The organism is Nocardia anaemiae NBRC 100462 (assembly GCF_001612725.1).
In the GTDB taxonomy this organism is placed as follows: Bacteria; Actinomycetota; Actinomycetes; order Mycobacteriales; family Mycobacteriaceae; genus Nocardia; species Nocardia anaemiae.
Genome location: NZ_BDAZ01000078.1, coordinates 13,296 through 31,682, shown reverse-complemented (window position 1 = coordinate 31,682; position 18,387 = coordinate 13,296). Strand labels below are relative to the sequence as shown.

General features: G+C 65.4%; 19 protein-coding genes. 13 read left to right on the top strand and 6 right to left on the bottom strand.

Annotated features, from left to right (window positions below; genetic code table 11):
* The first annotated feature begins 133 nt into the window (after positions 1 to 133).
* The 5 genes from NA5_RS34960 to NA5_RS34940 all read left to right on the top strand — a co-directional run bounded on the left by NA5_RS34960 (position 134) and on the right by NA5_RS34940 (position 4,663).
* The gene (locus tag NA5_RS34960; RefSeq protein WP_062993312.1) at positions 134 to 463 is read left to right on the top strand and encodes a cupin domain-containing protein; all 330 of its coding nucleotides are present in this window, start codon (positions 134 to 136) and stop codon (positions 461 to 463) included.
* Between the two features lie 56 nt (positions 464 to 519).
* Positions 520 to 1,548, top strand: coding sequence for a Dyp-type peroxidase (locus NA5_RS34955; protein ID WP_062993311.1), 1,029 nt, complete (start codon positions 520 to 522; stop codon positions 1,546 to 1,548).
* A complete protein-coding gene (locus NA5_RS34950; protein WP_062993310.1) occupies positions 1,545 to 2,345 on the top strand; it encodes a family 1 encapsulin nanocompartment shell protein in 801 nt (266 codons plus the stop codon). The genes NA5_RS34955 and NA5_RS34950 overlap by 4 nt, the downstream gene beginning before the upstream one ends.
* A 76-nt stretch (positions 2,346 to 2,421) precedes the next feature.
* On the top strand, positions 2,422 to 2,952 hold the full coding sequence (locus NA5_RS34945) for a hypothetical protein (RefSeq protein WP_062993329.1): 531 nt from the start codon (positions 2,422 to 2,424) through the stop codon (positions 2,950 to 2,952).
* A 64-nt stretch (positions 2,953 to 3,016) separates the two neighbouring features.
* The gene (locus NA5_RS34940; RefSeq protein ID WP_062993309.1) at positions 3,017 to 4,663 is read left to right on the top strand and encodes a TerD family protein; all 1,647 of its coding nucleotides are present in this window, start codon (positions 3,017 to 3,019) and stop codon (positions 4,661 to 4,663) included.
* A gap of 20 nt (positions 4,664 to 4,683) precedes the next feature.
* Here NA5_RS34940 and NA5_RS34935 read toward each other — a convergent pair whose 3' ends face one another.
* Positions 4,684 to 5,337: a TetR/AcrR family transcriptional regulator gene (locus NA5_RS34935; protein WP_062993308.1), complete on the bottom strand. Its 654-nt coding sequence runs from the start codon at positions 5,335 to 5,337 to the stop codon at positions 4,684 to 4,686.
* A gap of 232 nt (positions 5,338 to 5,569) precedes the next feature.
* On the opposite strand from NA5_RS34935, the gene NA5_RS34930 reads away from it, so the two are divergent.
* The 4 genes from NA5_RS34930 (at position 5,570) to NA5_RS34915 (ending at position 10,710) form a co-directional block, all read left to right on the top strand.
* Positions 5,570 to 7,105 (top strand): amino acid permease, encoded by a 1,536-nt coding sequence (locus tag NA5_RS34930; RefSeq protein ID WP_062993307.1) that lies wholly within the window; start codon positions 5,570 to 5,572, stop codon positions 7,103 to 7,105.
* A 196-nt stretch (positions 7,106 to 7,301) separates the two neighbouring features.
* On the top strand, positions 7,302 to 8,051 hold the full coding sequence (locus NA5_RS34925; protein WP_062993306.1) for a DUF1989 domain-containing protein: 750 nt from the start codon (positions 7,302 to 7,304) through the stop codon (positions 8,049 to 8,051).
* A complete protein-coding gene (locus NA5_RS34920; RefSeq protein WP_062993305.1) occupies positions 8,048 to 8,668 on the top strand; it encodes an urea amidolyase associated protein UAAP2 in 621 nt (206 codons plus the stop codon). Before NA5_RS34925 ends, NA5_RS34920 begins: the two co-directional genes overlap by 4 nt.
* A complete protein-coding gene (locus NA5_RS34915; protein WP_084484656.1) occupies positions 8,665 to 10,710 on the top strand; it encodes a 5-oxoprolinase/urea amidolyase family protein in 2,046 nt (681 codons plus the stop codon). Before NA5_RS34920 ends, NA5_RS34915 begins: the two co-directional genes overlap by 4 nt.
* A 7-nt stretch (positions 10,711 to 10,717) precedes the next feature.
* On the opposite strand, the gene NA5_RS41540 is transcribed toward NA5_RS34915, so the two are convergent.
* On the bottom strand, positions 10,718 to 10,870 hold the full coding sequence (locus NA5_RS41540; protein WP_169811408.1) for a hypothetical protein: 153 nt from the start codon (positions 10,868 to 10,870) through the stop codon (positions 10,718 to 10,720).
* Between the two features lie 82 nt (positions 10,871 to 10,952).
* A complete protein-coding gene (locus NA5_RS34905) occupies positions 10,953 to 12,107 on the bottom strand; it encodes an epoxide hydrolase family protein (protein WP_062993303.1) in 1,155 nt (384 codons plus the stop codon).
* A gap of 63 nt (positions 12,108 to 12,170) precedes the next feature.
* Between NA5_RS34905 and NA5_RS34900 the strand changes: the two genes are divergently transcribed.
* The gene (locus tag NA5_RS34900; protein WP_062993302.1) at positions 12,171 to 13,121 is read left to right on the top strand and encodes a helix-turn-helix transcriptional regulator; all 951 of its coding nucleotides are present in this window, start codon (positions 12,171 to 12,173) and stop codon (positions 13,119 to 13,121) included.
* A gap of 110 nt (positions 13,122 to 13,231) precedes the next feature.
* Here NA5_RS34900 and NA5_RS34895 read toward each other — a convergent pair whose 3' ends face one another.
* On the bottom strand, positions 13,232 to 13,705 hold the full coding sequence (locus tag NA5_RS34895; RefSeq protein ID WP_062993301.1) for a MarR family winged helix-turn-helix transcriptional regulator: 474 nt from the start codon (positions 13,703 to 13,705) through the stop codon (positions 13,232 to 13,234).
* 110 nt (positions 13,706 to 13,815) lie between these two features.
* Here NA5_RS34895 and NA5_RS34890 point away from each other — a divergent pair, with 110 nt between their 5' ends.
* Positions 13,816 to 14,940, top strand: coding sequence for a GDSL-type esterase/lipase family protein (locus tag NA5_RS34890; RefSeq protein WP_063813783.1), 1,125 nt, complete (start codon positions 13,816 to 13,818; stop codon positions 14,938 to 14,940).
* Here the strand turns inward: NA5_RS34890 and NA5_RS34885 are convergent.
* Entirely contained in the window at positions 14,933 to 15,547 is a 615-nt protein-coding gene (locus NA5_RS34885; RefSeq protein ID WP_062993299.1) for a TetR/AcrR family transcriptional regulator, read from the bottom strand. The genes NA5_RS34890 and NA5_RS34885 overlap by 8 nt on opposite strands.
* Before the next feature lie 71 nt (positions 15,548 to 15,618).
* On the opposite strand from NA5_RS34885, the gene NA5_RS34880 reads away from it, so the two are divergent.
* A complete protein-coding gene (locus tag NA5_RS34880; RefSeq protein WP_062993298.1) occupies positions 15,619 to 16,191 on the top strand; it encodes a peroxiredoxin-like family protein in 573 nt (190 codons plus the stop codon).
* On the opposite strand, the gene NA5_RS34875 is transcribed toward NA5_RS34880, so the two are convergent.
* On the bottom strand, positions 16,177 to 16,752 hold the full coding sequence (locus tag NA5_RS34875; RefSeq protein WP_062993297.1) for a Uma2 family endonuclease: 576 nt from the start codon (positions 16,750 to 16,752) through the stop codon (positions 16,177 to 16,179). The genes NA5_RS34880 and NA5_RS34875 overlap by 15 nt on opposite strands.
* 227 nt (positions 16,753 to 16,979) lie before the next feature.
* Between NA5_RS34875 and NA5_RS34870 the strand changes: the two genes are divergently transcribed.
* Complete coding sequence (locus NA5_RS34870; RefSeq protein ID WP_062993327.1) at positions 16,980 to 18,365, top strand: serine hydrolase domain-containing protein; 1,386 nt, start codon at positions 16,980 to 16,982, stop codon at positions 18,363 to 18,365.
* Positions 18,366 to 18,387 lie beyond the last annotated feature (22 nt).

The window sequence follows — 18,387 nt, the reverse complement described above, 5'->3', positions numbered from 1 at the left end:
CGGCGGCGAACACGCCGCATACCGTCGCGGCGACCAAACCGGACACACGTCACCCGTCGGTCGGGCATACTCCTCGATATCAGCCCGTGTCACCAGCCCTGATCCGGCTGATTGCATCTGCGGAAGGTGGTCTATGGACAAGAAATCGCTGACTGCGGTCGCGCGCCAACAGCTCAAGTTGGCCAGCACCGCCACGAGCGGGCGCAGTTCGCAAACCATCTACGGCGGTCATGCCAATGCGCTGCGGCAGACCGTGGTCGGTCTGTCGGCGGGCCAGAGCCTGGCCGAACACGACAATGCGGGCGAATCCACCCTGCTGGTGCTCAGCGGCACACTCACCTTGATCAGCGGCGCCAACGAATGGAAGGGATCGGCCGGAGACCTGCTGGTCGTGCCCAAGGCGCGGCATAGCGTCAAGGCCGTCGACGACGTCGCATTCCTGTTGACGGTCGCCAAGTCGTAGCGGACGGGGCGCCCCGCTCGGCCGGATTGTCGGTGCCGCCCTCTAGGGTGGAGCGCATGGGTGAGCCGCAGCCGATCCTCGAACCGCTCACACCAGCCGCGATCTTCCTCGTCGCCACGATCGACGAGGGTGGCGAGGCGGCGGTGCGCGACCTGCTCGCCGATCTTCCCGGGTTACGTCGTTCGGTCGGTTTTCGGCTGCCCGGCGCCGGACTCACCTGCGTCGCATCGATCGGTTCCGACGCCTGGGATCGCCTTTTCGCGGGCCCGCGACCGGCCGAACTGCATGTGCTGCCCGAATTCGTCGGCCAGCACCACAGCGCCCCGAGCACGCCGGGCGATCTGCTGTTCCACATCAAGTCCGAATTCCAGGACGCCTGCTTCGAATTGGCGATGACCATCGCCGACCGGCTCGACGGCGCGGTCACCATCGTCGATCAGACCGTCGGATTCCGGTATTTCGAGCAGCGCGATCTGCTCGGCTTCGTGGACGGCACGGAGAATCCGGAGGGCGCCGCGGCCGTCAGCACGGCGTTCGTCGGGGACGAGGATCCGGACTTCGCGGGCGGCAGCTATGTCGTCGTGCAGAAGTATCTGCACACCATGGCGCAGTGGCGGGCGCTGTCGGTCGAGGAGCAGGAGCGGGTGATCGGACGCACCAAGCTCGACGATTTCGAGCTCTCCGATGCGGATAAACCCGCGAATTCGCATGTCGCGGTGAACACCGTCACCGACGACGAGGGCAACGAGCGAAAGATCCTGCGCGCCAATATGCCTTTCGGCAGCATCAAGGACGGCGAATTCGGCACCTATTACGTCGCCTACGCGGCCACGCCGAGCGTCACCGAAACCATGCTGTCCCGGATGTTCATCGGAACGGAGGATGCTGCCTATGACCGGATCCTGGACTTCTCCATCGCGGTGACCGGCACGCTGTTCTTCGCACCGTCACTGGACTTCTTCGACGACCTCCCCGACGCACCCGAGGTCGCCGCGACAGCGCTCGAGGAATCTTTATCGCCGAATGGTGTTGGCAGTAACGGTTCTCTGGGTATCGGCACGTTGAAAAGGAGCATGCAATCATGAACAACCTCCATCGCGAACTCGCGCCGATCACCGCCGAGGCATGGACCGCCATCGAGCAAGAGGCGACGCGCACCTTCAAACGTCATATCGCCGGTCGCCGGGTGGTCGATCTGTCCGGACCGCACGGCACCGACTACTCCGCGGTCGGCCTCGGCCGCACCACCGTCATCACCGCACCGGATGAGGGTGTGCAGGCCCGGCAACGGGTGGTCGCGCCGCTGGTCGAGTTGCGGGTGCCGTTCACGTTGTCGCGCGAGGAACTCGACGATGTCGAGCGCGGCGCGCAGGACACCGATCTGGACGCGGTCAAGGAGGCGGCGCGCAAGATCGCCTTCGCCGAGGACCGGGCCATCTTCGAGGGCTATCAGGCCGCGAATATCACCGGTATCCGGGCGAGTTCGTCGAATTCCCCGATCACACTGCCGAGCGATCCGCGACTGGTGCCGGAGGCCGTCGCCCAAGCGCTGAGCGCATTGCGGTTGGCCGGTGTCGACGGGCCGTATTCGGTGCTGTTGAGCGCGGACCTGTATACGGCGGTCAGCGAGACCTCCGATCATGGCCACCCGATCCGCACCCATATCGAACGACTCATCCCGGAGGGCGAGATCATCTGGGCTCCGGCCATCGACGGCGCGTTCGTGCTGACCACGCGTGGCGGCGATTTCGATCTGCAGCTGGGCCAGGACCTGTCCATCGGCTATCAGACCCACGATGCGCAATCGGTGCAGCTGTACTTCCAGCAGAGTCTGCAGTTCCTCGTCTACACCGGCGAGGCGGCCGTCGCGCTGTCGTCCTGATACCGGACCCACCCGCATCGGGAAGCCAGCAGTAAACCGACCGACTAGGTTGGGGTGCGGTATGCAGGAGGTCGAGATGACGATGGTGCGCGCGGGTGTGGTGCCGACGCGGCGGGCGATGCTGTACGGGATGCTCGGAATCGCGATCACCGTGCTGGTATGCGCTGCGATCGTGGCGGGATTCGGGGTCAACCGGGTCTTCACCGGTCTGCTGGCCGGTGCGGTGGCCGGAATCGCATTGCTTGTCGCGCTGTTCGGGCGCGATGTCGTCGTGCTCACCGAGGGGGCGATCTATCAGCGCACGCCGTGGCGGGAATCCAGTATCGACTGGGAGCGGGTGGTGGCCGGACGGTTCGCACTCGACGAGCGGGCCCGCTGGTCGCTGGCGCTGGATCTGATCGGCGGCGACGAGCGGCACGGCGAACTCGTGCTGCTGTCCATCCCACCGGTGCGACGACCGGTCGCCGGGGCGTACGACATGCGCAAACGCGAGCAGGTCAACGAGATTCGGGCCATGCTGCGGCGCAAGCGCGTACCGGTGACAGTGCTGCCGGAGATCGCCGGTGCGCTGCAACAACATTGGCAGATCGCGCCGCCCACCCGCTGACAGCCCGGGCGCGCGGTGACCGAGACAGGGCGCGCTCAGGTCGTATACCTTGGCAGATGTGTCGATGATGAAGGGCGCCAATGTCGCGGTGCCGATGTCTTCAGTCCGCGTCGAGCTGGGGTGGCAGTCAGGTCAAGGGGTTCCGGATGCGGATGCCTCCGCGCTGTTACTCGTGTCCGGGAAGGTGCGCTCGGACAACGACTTCGTCTTCTATAACCAGCCGACTCATCCGTCCGGCGCGGTGCGGCACGAAGGTAAGCGACCGGGAGCGACGGTCATCGATACCTTGTCGGTGAATCTGGCGCAGGTCGAAGCGCAGATCGACACGATTGTCATCGCGGCATCCGCGGATGGTGGCACGTTCGGGCAGTTCCATGGGCTGTATGTGCGGGTGCTCGATGCGGTGAGCGGCGCGGAGGCGGCGCGGTTCGACAGCACGGGGGCGACTTCCGAGACCGCGTTCGTGCTCGGGGAGTTGTATCGACGGCAGGGGGCGTGGAAGTTCCGGGCGGTTGGTCAGGGGTATGCGACCGGATTGGCCGGGCTGGCTACGGATTTCGGGATTTCGGTTGATGATGCGGGGGCTGGGCAGGCTCCTGCGGCGCAGCCGCAACCGGCTGCTTATACGCCGCCCGCACAGCCGCATACACCGCGGCAGCACCACACACCACCCACACCGCAGCAGCAAACGCCGCCACCTGCGTCGCAGCAGTTCGCGCCGCCGCCCGGCCCACAGCAGTTCGCGCCGCCGCCCGGCCCACAGCAGTTCGCGCCGCCGCCCGGCCCGCAGCAATTCGGGGCACCGCCCGCCCCGCAGCAATTCGGGACACCGCCCGCCCCGCAGCAATTCGGGGAACCCGCGCTGTATCCGCCTGCGGCACCGCCCGGGTATCCGCCGAATCAGGGGCAGCCGTATCCGGCGAGCCCGACGTCGCAGAACCCCTATCCACCGAACCAAACGCCGCAGCCCTATGCGCCGCCGAATCAGCCACCGCCCCCGCCGAATCAACCGCCGCAGCCTTATACGCCGCCGACCGCGTCCAGCCCGCCTACCGCCGCTCCCGGCGCGCCGGTGAACCTCAGCAAGGTTTCGCTGACGAAGGAAGCGCCGACGGTCTCGCTGACCAAACACGGTGCCACCTCCGGCACCATGCGGGTCAACCTGAATTGGGTCACCGCGCAGACCGGTGGCGGTGGTCTGTTCGGTCGCAAGCGCGCCAATGCCCTCGATCTCGATCTGTGCTGCTTCTTCGAACTGGCCGACGGGCGGATCGGATCCGTTCGCGCCCTGGACCGTTCGTTCGGCGCGCTGGATCGCCCGCCGTTCATTCGGCTCGACCAGGACGACCGGACCGGCAGCAGCACGACCGGGGAGAATCTGGATATCAATCTCGACTACACCGCGCAGTTCCGCCGGATTCTGGTCTTCGCCTCGATCTATGAAGGGGCGAACAATTTCCAGGGCGTGCAGTCCACCGCCACGTTGTATCCGCTGAACTCGCCGCCGATCGAGATGATCATCAGTGGCTGCCAGGACAATTCGCGCGATGTGATCCTCGCCCATATCGAAAATGTCAATGGCGAGTTCATCGTTCGTCGTGACGGCACCTTCATCAGGCCGCCCTCTGGGCATCCCGGTGGCGGCGTCCGTGAAATCGCACGCATCTACAACTGGGGCTTCGAATTCCAAGCCACCCGCGGCAAAGGATAGAGTCGCCGCGCGCAAGCGCTTCAGGCCGCACGCCGCAGGAGTGCGGTCGCGTCGGCACGGAGGCTGTCCAGATCACCGCGCCATCCGAGCATGCGCATGATCGCGTCGGGGATGGTGTGTTCGGCGTGGGCGGGTGCGCTGCCCTCGTCCGAGCGGATGTTGATCACCGTCTCCACCAGCCGGAACGGCAGGGCCTCGGCCCCCGGCACGCCCGCCTCAGCGGCGACTGCGGCAGCCAAAGTTTCGTAGTGCCTGCGTAATTCGTCGCGGCGCAGGCGAAAGGCGGCGAAGCGTTCGGTGCGCAATTCCGGAAGTAGGTACAGCGCACCGAGATTCCAGTGCGATGCGCACAGCTGGCGCACGTCGAACCGGGCCAGCGCGTATAACCGGGTGTGCGCTGGCTCCGAAACCTCGCGTAGACGTTCGGCGAGATCCAAGGGGCCCGCGATGGTTTCGGCGAGCAGCGCGTCGAGGATGTCGTCCTTGGCGGCGAAGTGGTGGTAGAGCGAGGCCTGCCGGATACCGACCGCATCGGCGACGGCACGCGTCGAGGTATTGGCATAGCCATTGGTGGTGAACAGCTCTCCGGCGGCGTCGAGGATCTCGGCGCGTGGCGTCCGACCGCGCCGGGGACGCTGGTCGAGACGGGGACGGCCGGGACCGAGATTTGCCACGACGTCATTCTGACACCGCCTCCGACGCGGCCGACCGTCGCCATAGCGATCAGACCGGTCTGATGTTTCCAGCGTGAACGCCCCGGTGTGAGTTTTCTGTCACTCGATAGAAATCAAGGCAACGCAGAAGTTACCGGCGTTCCCGGAAGCGATACACCAGGGACACCGAAACCGCGATCGCGAACGCAAAACTGTCATGCGATAGGTATTGGCCGCTCGCGAAGGAAACCCCATGGCCACCAGAGTCGATTCCCCCGCCCCCGCCCTCGCACCGCCCGCCGACCAGGACAATGCCGACCTGGCAGGCTTCGGCTATCAGCCGGTGCTACACCGCAAGCTCGGCCGCTACGCCTCATTCGCGGCCGGATTCTCCTTCGTCTCGATCCTCACCACGATCTTCCAGTTCTTCGGCTTCGGTTATTCGTTCGGTGGAGCCGCATTTTTCTGGACTTGGCCGATCGTGTTCGTCGGACAGTTCCTGGTTGCGCTGAACTTCGCCGAACTGGCCGCGCGCTACCCGATTTCGGGCTGTATCTACCAGTGGTCGCGTCGGCTCGGCGGCGAGGTCGTCGGCTGGTTCGCCGGGTGGATGATGGTCATCGCACAGATCGTGACTGCCGCTGCCGCGGCGATCGCGCTGCAGGTGGTACTGCCATCGATCTGGAGCGGATTCCAGATCATCGGCGACGACGCCGCGCTCACCTCGACCTCCGGCGCCACCAATGCGGTACTGCTCGGCAGCATCCTGCTGGTGCTCACCACGGTGATCAATGTGATCGGCATCGATCTGATGGCGCGGATCAATTCGATCGGCGTCACGGTAGAGATCATCGGCGTGCTGGCGATCATCGCGTTGTTCTTCACCCACACCGAGCGCGGGCCGGGCGTGGTGCTGCATACCGAGCAGGCCGCACCCGGACCGTATTGGGCGGCGTTCCTCGTCTCGGGTCTGATGGCCGCCTATGTGATGGTCGGATTCGATTCGGCCGGAGAGCTTTCCGAGGAAACCAAGAATCCGCGCCGGGTCGCGCCGCGCACCATTCTGACCGCGCTCGCTGTCTCCGCACTCGGCGGTGGACTGCTACTGCTGGGTGCGCTGATGGCGGCGCCGAGTCTGGATGACGGTTCGTTGGGCTCGCAGGGCCTGGCCTATGTGCTCACCGCAAAGCTGGACAGCCCGGCGGGCACGGTGCTGCTCGGTTGTGTCGCGGTGGCGATCATGGTGTGCACCTTGGCAATTCAGACCGCTGGTTCGCGGCTGATGTTCTCGATGGCACGAGACGGCAAGTTGCCCTTCGCCCGTCGCCTGGCCGTGGTGCATCCGCGCTTCGGCACGCCGGTGCTGCCCGCCGTGATCATCGGCGTGCTCGGTATCGGCCTGCTGGTACTCAATCTCGGCAATGCGGCGATCTTCGCCACCCTGGCCAGCGTCTGCATCGTGACGCTCTACCTGGCATATCTGCTGGTCACCGTGCCGCTGCTGGTGCGGCGGATCCGGGGCTGGGACAGCGACGATACCGGGCTGTTCCGCCTGGGCCGCTTCGGAATTCCGATCAACGCACTCGCCGTCGTCTGGGGCGTAGCGATGGCGGTGAATCTAGCCTGGCCGCGCGCCGAGGTGTACACACCGACCGGTGGTGGGTGGTGGATGCTCTGGGCCGCACCGCTTTTCGTGCTGTGCGTAGTCGCCGTCGGAGTTGTCGTGCACCGCATCGTCAACGCGGGGCTGAAGACCGAAAGCCTCGAACCCGCAGTCCAACCCGCCTGACCGACACAGCGCAAGGCCGAAGAGGCCGCCGCACGTCCGGCCCAGGACGGTACGCGGCGGTGGGGCGAACCGCCGCGCACCGCGCACTGCGCCACGCCCGACCGCGCAGCACCGGCACCCCTACCCAGAAAGCACCCACCAGCCACAGCGGAGACCCGCCCGCCACCAACAACCGATCACCTCGAAAGGAACATAAATGACCAGCACCGCCTCCACCACTGGGGCACGGGCGCACGCCCGCTCACAAGCGGCCGCCGCCGAGATTGTGGGGCCGCAGCTGCCCGACGGCGTGGCGGCGGCGAAGATCGCCTTTGCACAGCGTATTCCGGCTGGCGGGTATGCGAATGTCGTACTCGGTCGGGGAACAAGGGTTCGATTGCGTGATGTCGACGGTGCCGCGTGCGCGCACGTTTTGCTCCTTCGCGCCGACGCACCATGGGAGCGGCTCAATGTCGCCGACACCGTGAAGGTGCCGTGGCAGGCCTATCCCAGTACCGGACATCCGCTGCTCTCCGATCAGGGCCGGGTGCTGGCCACGATCGTCGCCGACACTTCTGGGCGACATGACGCCCTGTGCGGCCCGACGCCCGAAGGCCGTGCGCTGCTGCGGCTCGCGGGCGCGAAGCAGGGACTCGAGCCACGGGATATCGCGCCGACCGTGTCCTTCTTCCGCGGTGTCCGTGTCGAATCCGATGGTGCGCTGACCGCCATCGGCAGCGCGGCCGCGGGCTCCTCGATCGACCTGCTCATCCATCTTCCAGTGGTGCTGCTCGTCGCCGATGCCGCGCACCCGCTCGATGACCGACCCGTGACCGATCTCGATCTGGTCGCCTGGTCCGCGCCGGAAGAGCTTGCCGAGCAGCACAATTCGGAACCGGAATATCTGCGAGCCGTCGAGAACACCGAACAGGCCTGGGCGGCCGCGACTCTGGAGGTAGGAGCATGACCTCGGCACCGACCCGCACCATCGTGCTCGACGAAACCGTGCCCGCATGCGCACCATGGTCGACCGTGGTCCGCGCGGGCGACCACCTCGAGATTGTCGATCTGCACGGCAATCAGGCGGTGGACTGCCTGCTCTACTCCGCCGCCGACCACACCGACCGCTACAGCGCGCAGGCCACCATCACCGCACAGCGCAATATCTTCCTCGGCACCGGCAGTGTGCTGCGCACCGATGCGGGCACCGCACTCATGACCGTGCTCGCCGACGAGGTCGCCAACCACGACACCATCGCGGGCGCCTGCTCCCAGGAGTCCAATACGCTGCGCTACGGCCAGCACACCCGCCACCAGCACGCCTGTGTGGAGAACTTCCTCACCGAGGCGCTGAAATGGGGCTTGGGCAAGCGTGATCTGGTGTCGAATATCAACTGGTTCATGAATGTCCCGGTCGAGGCCGATGGCACCCTCGGGATTGTCGACGGATTGTCGGCTCCGGGAAAGAGCGTCACACTGCGCGCCGAGATCGACACGTTGATCCTGGTGTCGAATTGCCCGCAGATCAATAACCCCTGCAACGGATTCGATCCCACGCCCGTGCGGATGGTGGTGAGCCGATGACCGTCGCCGACCTAGCGGTTGAATACAGCGAAGTCGCGCGAGCCGCCGACGGCACGCACGCCGAAGGTTCACAGCAGACTGCGCAGGTGGTACGGCCGGGAATGCTCACCACGGTGCAGGATTGGCCGGGACGAATCGGGTATTGGCACGTCGGAGTTCCGCCTTCGGGACCCATGGACGATCTGTCGTTCCGACTAGGCAACCGCGTACTGGGCAACCCCGAGGGCGCCGCTGGCCTCGAGTGCACACTCGGCGGTCCCGCGCTGAAGTTTTCCGCGCCGACCTGGGTATGCGTCACCGGCGCACCGACCGATGTCACCGTGAACGGAATCCACGTCCAGCAGTGGCGCACGGTGCGAGTTCCGGCGGGCGCAACGCTCGATATCGGTGCGGTGCGCGGACCGGGCATGCGCTGCTATGTGCTGATCGCGGGCGGTATTCAGTTGCCCGAATATCTTGGTAGCACAGCGACATTCACGCTCGGCAAATTCGGCGGCAGCGCGGGCAATACGTTGCGTGCCGGTGAAATGCTGTCGCTCGGCCCGCATCAGGGGTGGGTGGCGGCCGCGGTGCCGATGGAGGAGCAGCCGGTCCTGTCCCGCCGATGGGAATTGGCGGTGACCGAAGGCCCGCACGGCGCACCGGAGTTCTTCACCCGCAAGGACTTCGACACCATTATCAGTACCGACTACGAGGTGCATTTCAATTCCGATCGCACCGGCGTGCGGCTGATCGGACCGAAACCCGAATGGGCCAGAACCGATGGCGGCGAGGCCGGACTGCACCCGTCCAATATCCATGACACGCCGTATTCCGTTGGGGCACTGGACTTCACCGGCGATACACCCATCCTGCTGGGCCCCGACGGACCCAGCCTCGGTGGCTTCGTCTGCCCGGTCACGGTGGTCGCCGCCGACCGATGGAAACTCGGCCAACTCGCCCCCGGCGACACCGTGCGCTTCGTCCCGATCCGCAGCGAACGCGCCGCCTCGGTTCGAGAACTCGGTCCGGCCCGACGCGCCGCCTGGCCCGCCGTACTCTCCCCCGGCGGCGATGGCGATGACGGTGTACTGCGCCGCACCGATGTCGACGCCGAGACCGGGGTGACCTACCGCCGTCAGGGAGATGACGGCGTCCTGGTCGAATACGGCAGCATGACATTGGACCTCGGTCTGCGCGCCCGCGTGCACGCGCTGCATCAGCACCTGCTCGAGGCCGGTGTGCGCGGCGTGACGGAACTGACACCGGGTGTCCGTTCGCTACAGATCCGAGTCGATCCGACGGTCATGCCGGTGTCCACGCTGCTCGATCTGCTCGCCGAGGCCGAACAGCACATCCCCGCGTCCGACCGGCTCGTGGTACCGAGCCGCACCGTACATCTGCCGCTGTCCTGGGACGATCCGACCACGAGGGAGGCGATTACCCGCTATATGCACGGTGTGCGCGCGGACGCGCCCTGGTGTCCGTGGAATATCGAATTCATCCGGCGCGTGAACGGATTGGCTTCGGTGCAGGACGTCTACGACACCGTCTTCGGGGCCGAATACCTGGTCCTCGGTCTCGGCGATGTCTATCTCGGCGCACCGGTCGCGACCCCGACCGATCCGCGGCACCGACTGGTCACCACGAAGTACAACCCGGCCCGCACATGGACCCCGGAAAATGCTGTCGGCATCGGCGGCGCGTACCTGTGCATCTACGGGATGGAGGGTCCCGGCGGTTACCAATTCGTCGGCCGCACAACACAAGTCTGGAACCACCGTCACCCCGGCAACGTGAGTGGCGAATCCCCCTGGCTGCTGCGGTATTTCGACCGAATCCACTGGTATCCGGTCGAAGCCGGTGAACTCCTCGACCTGCGTGCCGATTTCGCGGCGGGCAAGGTGGAGGTGCGGGCCGAGGACGGCTGGTTCGCACTCGCCGACTATCGGAAGTTCCTCTCCGACAACGCCGAATCCATCGACGAATTCCGCGCGGTACAGACCGCGGCCTTCGCCGCCGAACGCGACTCCTGGCGGCAGGCAGGTGAACTCACCGCCTGAGCGTGCGCTACCAGCCGAACAGCTCCGCCATATCGATGGACTCGTCATCCCAGATTTCCTCGATATGGCGTCTCTCGCCCTCGGGCAGATCGGGTGACCAGCCGCAGCGCCGCCAGAACTCTTCCCGATATTCCTGAGTAATCCTTCTCGGCTCACTCATGGCGCTCACCCCTGCGTTGCCACCATCCTGCTGCCATTGATTGTGGGCCTGTTCCGGCCGCGACATGCCGGAACAGGCGTTTTCAGCGCAGGTCGCGGAAGAACTCGCGAATGTCTTCCAGCAGCAGCACCGGCTCCTCCAGCGCGGCGAAATGTCCGCCGCGATCCACATCGACCCAGCGGGTCATGGTGTGCTGGGTCTCGCAATAGCGCCGAATGCCGACGTCCTGGGCGAAAACGATGGCCGCGGTGGGCACTCCGGAAATCGATTTGTTCGTACCCCACCCGGCGCGCTGCGCGTAGCCGACGAATGCGGCCGAACCCGCGGTCCCGTTGAGCCAATACAGCATCACATTGGTCAGCAGGCGGTCGCGGTCGATGATCTTGTCCGGGTCGACGTTTCGCGGATAGGTCCATTCCCGGAATTTGTCCATGATCCAGGCGAGCTGGCCGATCGGCGAATCGACCAGTCCGTAGGCCAGGGTCTGCGGGCGGGTGGATTGAATCGCGATATAGCCGGTTTCCTCGCGCAGGAATGCCTGGATGCGATCGATCCGGTCGCGTTCGAGATCGGTCAGGCTGGCCAGCTCGTCCTCGGAGAGCTGATGGGTCGCAATCGGATCCGGGCCGCCGTTGGTGTGGACGCCCACCACATTTTTCGGTGCGCTCCGGGCCACCTCCGGACTCACCGCGGCACCGATATCACCGCCCTGTGTGCCATAGCGCTCGTAGCCGAGGCGACGCATGAGTTGGGCCCAGGTGTCGCCGATCTTCGCGCTGGTCCAGCCCGACTCGGCGACGGGGCCGGAGAAGCCGAAGCCCGGTAGCGATGGAATGACCAGGTGGAAGGCGTCGGCGGGATCGCCGCCGTGCGTGCGCGGGTCGGTGAGCGGTCCGATCACGTCGAGGAATTCGACGACCGAACCTGGCCAGCCGTGCGTCATCAGCAGCGGCAGGGCATCGGGCTCGGGCGAGCGGATGTGCAGGAAGTGGATGCGCTGTCCGTCGATTTCGGTGGTGAATTGCGGATAGGCGTTGAGCTGGGCCTCGGCGGCGCGCCAGTCGTAGCCGGTGCACCAGTAGTCGACCAGGTCGCGCAGCCAGGCGGTCGGCACGCCGATGTCCCAGCCGTCGCCGGGCAGCGGTGCGGGCCAGCGCGCATTCTCGAGACGATTGCGCAGGTCATCGAGCTGCTGCTGCGGGATTTCGATGCGGAATGGGGTGATCTCTTGGCTCATGTGAACCACGGTATGAGCCGCCTAGGACAGGCCTGGCCCTAGGTTTGCGGCAGACTTTCAACCATGTTGGAAACCTCCGCGCGCCTGCTGCGATTGCTTTCGCTCTTGCAGACGCCTCGCGACTGGACCGGTACCGAACTCGCCGAACGCCTCGAGGTCGATGTGCGCACGGTGCGCCGCGATATCGATAAGTTGCGCAATCTCGGCTATCCGGTCGATGCGACCGCCGGTGTCGCGGGCTACCGTCTCGGCGCGGGTGCGAAACTGCCGCCGCTGCTGCTCGACGATGACGAGGCGGTCGCCGTCGCCGTCAGGTTGCGCACCGCGGCGGGCGGCACCATCGCGGGCATCGAGGACAGCTCATTGCGCGCGCTCACCAAACTGGAGCAGGTTTTGCCGTCGAGGTTGCGGCATCGGGTCAGCCTGCTCCAATCGGTCACTGTCACAGTGCCTTCCGCAGGACCGACCGTCGACCCCGATGTGCTGACTGCCATCGCCGGTGCCATCCGCGACAATCACCGCCTGCGCTTCGACTACCGAACGCACGGCGGCACAACATCATTGCGCACCACCGAGCCGCACCGCCTGGTCCACACCGGTCGGCACTGGTACCTCATCGCCTGGGATATCGACCGCGCGGACTGGCGCACCTATCGCGTCGACCGCGTGCACCCCCGCATTCCCACCGGCCCGCGCTTCACCCCGCGGGAACCACCCGAGGCCGATCTGGCCCACTACATCACCAGCGGCACAACGACTTCCCCCTACCGCTACGCCGCCCGCGTCACCCTGTTTGTGCCCGCCCAAGTCGCCGCCGAACGCATCGCGCCGACCGTCGGCGTCATCGAGGCCATCGATGAACACAGCTGCCTACTCCGCACGGGGTCCAACTCCCTGGACGAACTCGCCATCTACATAGCGACTTTCGGCTTCGACTGCCGAATCCACGAACCCCCCGAACTGATCGCCCACATCCGCGAACTCACCAATCGCCTCACCGCGGCGATCGACTAGCGCTCACATACAAGCGGCGGCGATGGCCTCGATCTCGTGCTCGATGGATGCATGCCCGCGGCTTCGAGGTAGGGCGTCATGTCGCGCAACGTAGCAACCGAGGCCGACGGCTAGTCGGGTTCGCGGGCGGTGGCTTCTGGATTCACCTGATCGCGAATGGTGCGTAGACCGGCGACAAAGGCGTCGAGCTGGTCTGGGGGAAGCAAGCCGGTGAACCAGCGCTCGATGACCTCGAGGTAATCCGGGAGGACGCTGGCCAAGCGGGTCGCACCGGTGGCGGTGAGCACGGCGTAGGAGCTGCGGCGGTCCACCGAGTCGAGTTCGCGGTGCACGAAACCGTTGCGCTGCAGGCGGTCGACCAGCCGGGTGACGCCGCTGGTGGACAGGTTGGTCTGAGCGGCGAGATCGGTCATTCGCAGGCGACGCTCCGGTGAGCGGCTCAGGCGCATAAGCGCATTGACATCGAGCCCGGACAGACCGTGTTTCTTCCAGGTGGGTTCCAGTTTTCGGGTCAGGCCTTCGTACGCCTCGTAGAGCAGGCCCATGGTGGTGAGCCTGGGGTCGTCGAAGAGTTCTGCGTCCACGGTTGCGAGCTTAGCCGAGATAGTTGCCGTGGGGATAGTTGACATGCGGAACATATGCGCTAGATTGTTGTCACCGCAATATTCCTCACCGCAACTAAATGGAGATTCCGATGACTACCTCTTCGCGCTGGGTCGCTGGCTTCCGTTCCACGCTGGTCGATCCTGCCGAGCGGATTCGTTTCGCCGAGCCACGCGGGTTCGCCGATGAGACGGTGCGTCAGGTGCTGCACCTGGTTGGCGGCGGCGAGCAGCTGCGGGTGCGGCTGACGAACCGTTACGGCTCGACGCCGGTGAGCCTCGGCGCGGCCCGCATCGCGCTGCGCAAGTCGGGGGTGGAGATCGTCGCGGAGACCGATACCGAGCTGCGCTTCGACGGCAAGGCACAAGTCGTCATTCCCGCCGGGGCCGATATCGTCAGTGACCCAGTCGATTTCGCTACAGCGGCCGGTACGGATCTGGTGCTGAGCATTTACCTGCCGGAAAAGACTAGCCTGGCGCCGTTTTCGCAGCTGCCGATGGAACCCAGCTTCGTGGCCGCTGGCGATCAGGTCACCGCACTCGCGCTAACCGAAGCCGAGGAGACCACCTCGCGCTTCTATGTGACCGGCGTCGACGTGCTCACCTCGGCGAATGGCCCGATCGTTGTCGCGTTCGGCGACTCCTGGTTCGAAGGCGTCGGATCGACCTCGGGTGCGAACCATCGTTCCGTCGACGTCCTGAACGAACGCCTCAGCAGCGGTTGGGTTCTCAATCAAGGCATCGGTGGGACCCGACTGCTGACCGATCAGGTCGGCGAACACGGCCTGGCCCGTTTCGACCGCGATGTGCTCGCGGTTCCCGGTGTGACGCATGTGGTCCTGAACTTCGGTATCAACGATTTGATCCTCGACAACAGCACGTCATCCGCCGAGGCGCTCATCGCCGGTTTCACGGAGTTGGCCGGACGTGCGCATGCAGCCGGACTCGCGGTGTACGCCAACACCATCGGGCCCTTCGCCGGTGTCATCTATCCGGACCTCAATGTCGCCGAGGGCCGCGTGGTCCGCCATCAGATCAACGAATGGCTGCGCACCACAACCGTTTTCGATGCGGTGTTCGATGTGGCTGCCGCCGTGGAGGATCCGAACGATCCCGACTTCATCCGACCCGATCTGGACAGCGGCGACGGCCTGCATTTGAACGATACCGGTCACCGCATCATGGGTGAGATCATGTCCATTCCGGGGCTCATCTAGGCACGAGGCCGCGCAGGACAATTTCGATGCCGAGGCGGAATTCCGTCTCGGCATCGACATTTCGGGCGTCGGCGGCGGTTTCGACGAGTACCGGATAGTCGGCCGGTGCCAGTCCGGCCATCGCGGCGGTGCCCGCGCCGGAGAGTGGGCCGTAGTGCTCGTTCTGGAGATGGCCGAGCAGGAAGGCCATGAGGGTTCGCTGGGCCAGGACTCGACCGACGCCGGTGAAACCCGCATCGGTGAGCACGGTCAGTGTGGCTTCGATCCAGCGCAGGCTGTTGGGGGCGGACTGGCGGTGGCGCACGACCAGCGGGACCGTTGCCGGGTGGGCGGAGACCGTCGTGCGCATGCGGTCCAGTAGGGCCGCGATGCGGTCGCGCCAGTCGGGTGCAGTCGGTGGCGTGAGGTCGATGTCTGCCAGGAGATGGTCGACGACCAGCAGCTCGAGTTCGTCGCGGTCGGCGACGTAGCGGTAGAGCCCCATGGTGGCGATGCGGAGTTCCTTCGCGACCGCGCGCATGGTGAGGCCGGACAGACCGTCGCGGTCGAGCACCGCGATGGCGGCGGCCGCGATGGCGGGGCTGGTCAGCGAGCGAGGGCGGGGCACGGGTTGACAGCGTACAAGGTACGCGCATACTTGTCGTAGGCGTACGTCGTACACCTACGAAAGGAGTTTCCATGCCATTGCCGACCACGGTGCCCGCCCGGGAGCTGGTCACCATCGCCGACAGCACTATTCGGATTCCGGACCAGGATTGCCTGATCCATCTGCAGTTCCGCCGCTTCGCCGGATGCCCCATCTGCAACCTGCACCTGCGCTCGTTCGCGGCCCGGCACGCCGAAATCCTCGCCGCCGATATCCGCGAGGTCGTCGTATTCCATTCCAGCGCAGACGAATTGCGCAAATACGAAGGCGACCTCCCCTTCGACCTGATCGCCGACCCGGCCCGAACCCTCTACCGCGAATTCGGCATCGAAGCCAAACCCCGCGCACTACTCGACCCCCGCGCCTGGCCCACCATCATCCGTGGCGTCACCACAGCGACCCTGGCTGTCCTCCGCAAGGAAAAGCCCGCTCCCCCAACGCAACCCGAAGGCGGCCGCCTAGGCCTCCCCGGCGACTTCCTCATCGCGCCCGACGGACGGGTAGTCGCCAGCAAACTCGGTGCCCATGCCGATGACCAATGGTCGGTCGCTGAACTGCTCGCGTTCGTACCTGACCGCGATAAGTCTGGATCAGGGCATCAGTGACGCCGGATCGACGGTGAATTCGAAGGGACTACGCAGGGTGGCAGTGTCTCCGGCTGCCACCCGGTGCGTAGGTTCGTAGGTTTCGTCCGGTCCTAGCGCATAAGCGAAGAGAACAGGCAAGGTTTCGTTGAGGAGCTGGCCTTTGAACGGGTTGATCTCGACGCGCCAGTAGTTCGGGATCCCGGCCGACGCGTATAGCACAGGCTTGACCATCCGGTCCTGCAACGTGGTGGATTTGGACACCACTTCGACCACCAGTTCGACCTGCTCGGCGGGCACTCCGCGCGCATCCCAGTCGATCGGGCCAGTAACGACCATGACATCCGGAATCGGCTCGTCGTCGCCGATCAGCACCCCAACGCCCTCGAGCACTACGTAGCCGGGTGGCACGGTATCAGCAAGTGCTCGGGCCAGCCATTGAATCAGCCATTGATGGCGAGGCTTGGGAGCAGCGTTCACGACGAGCTGGCCATTCAGCACCTCGTATCGTAATCCGTCTTCGGGCATGTGATCGAGGTCCTCGGCGGTCCAACGGTCGGACCGGGGAATGGGCATTGCCATCGTAGCCACCTCCTACCTCGCCGAACGGGATACAACGACCTTCTTCGACTCGAATGAAGTTTAGTGCACTGCATCAAATGCAGTGCATTGCAGCGAGCCTATACCGAGCTGTTCGTATCAGCGCCGTGTCAGCGGAGGTGGGCATCCTTCTGTTCAGCCCCGGACGCACGCGATACCGGATCGAGAGACCTTGTCGTCACGGGCGAACACGGATGGAAGGGAATGACATGTCTGATACTGCGCTGGCCGAATTCGTCGAGGCCACGGCTCGCAAGTTCGGGGTGCCGGGGGCGGCGGTTGGGGTTTGGGTTGATGGGCGGGAGGTTTTCGCCGCGCATGGGGTGACGAGTATCGAGAGTCCGGTGCCGGTGGATCGGGACACCATGTTCGTGTTGGGGTCGGTGAGTAAGACGTTCACCGCGACGGCGGTGATGCGGCTGGTCGCGGAGGGCAAGGTCGAGTTGGATGCGCCGGTGCGGCGGTACGTGCCGGAGTTGGTGCTGGGCGATGAGGCGGCCGCCGCCGAGATGACGGTGTTCAATCTACTCAATCACACTGCGGGGCTGGGGATTCGGCTGATCGTCGAGACCGGGGACGGGGATGACGCGCTGGCCGAATATGTGGCGCGCATGAACGAGTTGGAGCTGATCGGGCCGGTCGGTGCTCGCGCTTCCTATTCGCAGGCCGGGTACAACCTGCTGGGGCGGGTCATCGAGAAGGTGACCGGGCTGACCTTCGAGAAGGCGGTCGCACAGTTGCTGCTCGACCCGATCGGGTTGTCGCGCAGTCGATATCTGTTGAGCGAGATCATGACTCGGCGCTTCGCGGTCGGGCACAATCGCGGTGCGGACGGCGCGCTGTCGGTCGCAAGCCAGTGGAAGGACACCCGCGCCAACAATCCGGGCGGCGGCCTCGTGTCGTCGGTTGCCGACCAATTGCGCTGGGCGCGTTTCCAACTCGGCGACGGCCGCGCCGAAAGCGGTGAACGTCTGATGCCCGCCGAGACGCTGGCACGGATGAAGGAGCAGACCGTCGAGTTGCATGGCAGCTCGCTCGGCGACGCCTTCGGCATCTGCTGGTTCCTGCGCGATACGGACGGTGTGCGAATCGCCGCCCACGGTGGCTCATCGAACGGCCAATTCGCCGAACTCGTCACCGTGCCAGAGCGGAACTTCGCCATTACCGTCATGTCCAACGCGGGCCCGGACGACGGCATCCAATTCAACCAGGCCGTGGTGCGCTGGGCACTCGAGCATTACCTCGGGTTGATCGATAGGGATCCCGAACCACTCCCCTTCGATCCGGCACGCGCTGAGGAATTCATCGGCGACTACGAAATCGACGCCATGACACTCACCATCGGCACCGACGAGACCGGCCTGACGATCGCCTGTGGAATCAAACCCGAGATCCGTGCGGCCTCGGAAATCGAACTGCCCCCGGACCTTCCGGCAGCCGGACTCGGCCTGCTCCCCGGCGAGCGCGACGAATACATCGTCACCAGCGGCGGCCTGCAGGGCCAGCGCGGTTTCTTCACCCGCGACGAACGCGGCCGGATCGTGGGCGCTGATATGGCCGGACGGATGTTCAATCGGGTCTCGACCATGGGCTGATCGGCGAACGAGTGATAGCCGT

Excerpts from the sequence above, each read along its gene's own strand:
- NA5_RS34960 (WP_062993312.1), top strand. The coding sequence starts at position 134 with ATGGACAAGAAATCGCTGACTGCGGTCGCGCGCCAACAGCTCAAGTTG.
- NA5_RS34955 (WP_062993311.1), top strand. The coding sequence starts at position 520 with ATGGGTGAGCCGCAGCCGATCCTCGAACCGCTCACACCAGCCGCGATC.
- NA5_RS34950 (WP_062993310.1), top strand. The coding sequence starts at position 1,545 with ATGAACAACCTCCATCGCGAACTCGCGCCGATCACCGCCGAGGCATGG.
- NA5_RS34945 (WP_062993329.1), top strand. The coding sequence starts at position 2,422 with ATGACGATGGTGCGCGCGGGTGTGGTGCCGACGCGGCGGGCGATGCTG.
- NA5_RS34940 (WP_062993309.1), top strand. The coding sequence starts at position 3,017 with ATGATGAAGGGCGCCAATGTCGCGGTGCCGATGTCTTCAGTCCGCGTC.
- NA5_RS34930 (WP_062993307.1), top strand. The coding sequence starts at position 5,570 with ATGGCCACCAGAGTCGATTCCCCCGCCCCCGCCCTCGCACCGCCCGCC.
- NA5_RS34925 (WP_062993306.1), top strand. The coding sequence starts at position 7,302 with ATGACCAGCACCGCCTCCACCACTGGGGCACGGGCGCACGCCCGCTCA.
- NA5_RS34920 (WP_062993305.1), top strand. The coding sequence starts at position 8,048 with ATGACCTCGGCACCGACCCGCACCATCGTGCTCGACGAAACCGTGCCC.
- NA5_RS34915 (WP_084484656.1), top strand. The coding sequence starts at position 8,665 with ATGACCGTCGCCGACCTAGCGGTTGAATACAGCGAAGTCGCGCGAGCC.
- NA5_RS41540 (WP_169811408.1), bottom strand. The coding sequence starts at position 10,870 with ATGAGTGAGCCGAGAAGGATTACTCAGGAATATCGGGAAGAGTTCTGG.
- NA5_RS34905 (WP_062993303.1), bottom strand. The coding sequence starts at position 12,107 with ATGAGCCAAGAGATCACCCCATTCCGCATCGAAATCCCGCAGCAGCAG.
- NA5_RS34900 (WP_062993302.1), top strand. The coding sequence starts at position 12,171 with ATGTTGGAAACCTCCGCGCGCCTGCTGCGATTGCTTTCGCTCTTGCAG.
- NA5_RS34890 (WP_063813783.1), top strand. The coding sequence starts at position 13,816 with ATGACTACCTCTTCGCGCTGGGTCGCTGGCTTCCGTTCCACGCTGGTC.
- NA5_RS34880 (WP_062993298.1), top strand. The coding sequence starts at position 15,619 with ATGCCATTGCCGACCACGGTGCCCGCCCGGGAGCTGGTCACCATCGCC.
- NA5_RS34875 (WP_062993297.1), bottom strand. The coding sequence starts at position 16,752 with ATGGCAATGCCCATTCCCCGGTCCGACCGTTGGACCGCCGAGGACCTC.
- NA5_RS34870 (WP_062993327.1), top strand. The coding sequence starts at position 16,980 with ATGTCTGATACTGCGCTGGCCGAATTCGTCGAGGCCACGGCTCGCAAG.